2 protein-coding genes are annotated in these 2,246 nt (G+C 62.8%); one reads left to right on the top strand and one right to left on the bottom strand.

The window, feature by feature from the left end:
- A partial coding sequence (locus JV551A3_RS30590) for an isomerizing glutamine--fructose-6-phosphate transaminase (protein ID WP_133979409.1) occupies positions 1 to 823 on the top strand: 823 nt, incomplete at its 5' end.
- Positions 824 to 947: 124 nt separating this feature from the next.
- On the opposite strand, the gene lpdA is transcribed toward JV551A3_RS30590, so the two are convergent.
- The coding region (lpdA, locus tag JV551A3_RS30585; protein WP_133979407.1) for a dihydrolipoyl dehydrogenase at positions 948 to 2,246 on the bottom strand (1,299 nt) is incomplete at its 5' end.

The raw sequence follows: 2,246 nt of genomic DNA, 5'->3' as shown, positions 1-2,246 counted from the left end.
AGTGCAGCCGGACACCCTGTTCGTCTCCATCTCGCAGTCTGGCGAAACCGCCGATACTTTGGCCGCGCTGCGCAACGCCAAGGAGCTGGGCTTCCTCGGCAGCCTGGCGATCTGCAACGTCGGTATCAGCTCGCTGGTGCGTGAGTCGGACCTGACCCTGCTGACCCTGGCCGGTCCGGAAATCGGCGTGGCCTCGACCAAAGCCTTCACCACCCAGCTGGTTTCCCTGATGCTGCTGACCTTGGCTCTGGGCCAGGTGCGCGGTACCCTGGAAGCCGGTGTCGAAGCCGAGCTGGTAGAAGAGCTGCGCCGCCTGCCGGCCCGCCTGGGCGAAGCCTTGGCCATGGATGCCACTGTCGAGAAAATCGCCGAACTGTTCGCCGACAAGCACCATACCCTGTTCCTCGGCCGTGGTGCGCAGTACCCGGTGGCGATGGAAGGTGCGCTAAAGCTCAAGGAAATCTCCTACATCCACGCCGAAGCCTACCCGGCAGGCGAGCTGAAGCACGGCCCGCTGGCGCTGGTGGACAACGACATGCCCGTGGTAACCGTTGCACCGAACAACGAGTTGCTGGAGAAGCTGAAGTCGAACCTGCAGGAAGTGCGCGCCCGTGGTGGCGAGCTGGTTGTTTTTGCCGACGAGCAGGCCGGCATGACCAATGGCGAGGGTACCCACGTGATCAAGGTGCCGCACATCGCCGACGCCCTGGCGCCGATCCTGTACACCATCCCGCTGCAGCTGCTGTCTTACTACGTGGCCGTGCTCAAGGGCACCGATGTGGACCAGCCGCGTAACCTGGCCAAGTCGGTTACGGTCGAGTAAGCCAGAAGCCAGGGGCGCTTTGCGCCCCGTCGCGACACAAGGCCGCTCCTACAGGAAATTGCGTTCTCCTGTAGGAGCGGCCTTGTGTCGCGATGGGCTGCAAAGCAGCCCCGCCGATCTTGCATCAGATCTGCATCGCCATCCCGTCCACATTCATCGCCGCCTGGCGCAAGGCCTCGGAGCGGGTGGGGTGGGGGTGGCAAGTGAGGGCGATGTCTTCTGCCGATGCCGAGAACTCCATGGCCACGCAGAATTCACCAATCATCTCGCTGACACTTGGGCCTACCAGGTGCACACCCAGCACTTCATCGGTTTCAGCATCGGCGATGACCTTGGCGAAGCCTTCAGTCTCGTGGTTGATCTTGGCGCGGCTGTTGGCCGTGAACGGGAATTTGCCGACTTTATAGGCACGCCCTTCGGCCTTGAGCTGCTCTTCGGTCTTGCCCACGGTGGCAAGCTCCGGACGGGTATAGATCACGCCAGGGATAAGGTTGTAATTGACCTCGTGGGGCTTGCCGGCGATGCGTTCGATGCAGGCCACCGCTTCGTCTTCGGCTTTATGCGCCAGCATCGGGCCGGAGGTGACGTCACCAATCACCCAGATACCCGGCACGGAAGTGCGGTGGTGGTCGTTGCCGAGCATGCCGCGCTTGTCGGTCTCCAGGCCCACGCTTTCCAGGTTCAGCCCTTTGGTATAGGGGCGGCGACCGATGGCGACCAGTACGTAATCGGCCTGTAGCGATTCTGCAGTGCCGCCGGCGGCCGGCTCCAGGGTCAGGTTCACGCCATCGGCGCTGGCGCTGGCCTGGGTCACCTTGCTGCCCAGCTTGAACACCATGCCTTGCTTGGCCAAGGCCTTCTGCAGGGCCTTGGCGGTTTCTTCATCAGTACCCGGGCAGATTCGGTCTAGGTATTCGATGACCGTCACTTGGCTGCCCAGGCGGCGCCATACCGAACCCAGTTCGAGGCCGATCACGCCGGCACCGATGACGACCAGGTGCTTCGGCACCTGTGGCAGCGACAGCGCGCCGGTCGAGTCGATGATGCGCTGGTTGTCGATGGTCACGCCCGGCAGGGGGGTAGGTTCGGAGCCGGTGGCAATGACGATGTCTTTGGCCTGCAGTGTGGTTTCGCTGCCGTCCTCGGCCTTGACCACGACCTTGCCGACACCATCCAGGCGGCCCCAGCCCTTGATCCAGTCGACCTTGTTCTTGCGGAACAGGTACTCGATGCCCTTGGTCAGGCCGGTCACGCTCTCGTCCTTCTGTTTCATCATCTGGGCGAGGTTGAGGTTAGGTTTGACTTCGATACCGAGGTGGGCGAACTCGTCACCGCTGGCGGCTTCGTAAAGCTCTGAAGCATGCAACAACGCCTTGGAGGGCATGCAGCCCACGTTCAGGCAAGTGCCGCCCAAGGTGGCACG

The sequence above is a fragment of the Pseudomonas inefficax genome (assembly GCF_900277125.1).
Lineage (GTDB): Bacteria > Pseudomonadota > Gammaproteobacteria > Pseudomonadales > Pseudomonadaceae > Aquipseudomonas > Aquipseudomonas inefficax.
This window is presented reverse-complemented; position numbering and strand designations above follow the sequence as displayed.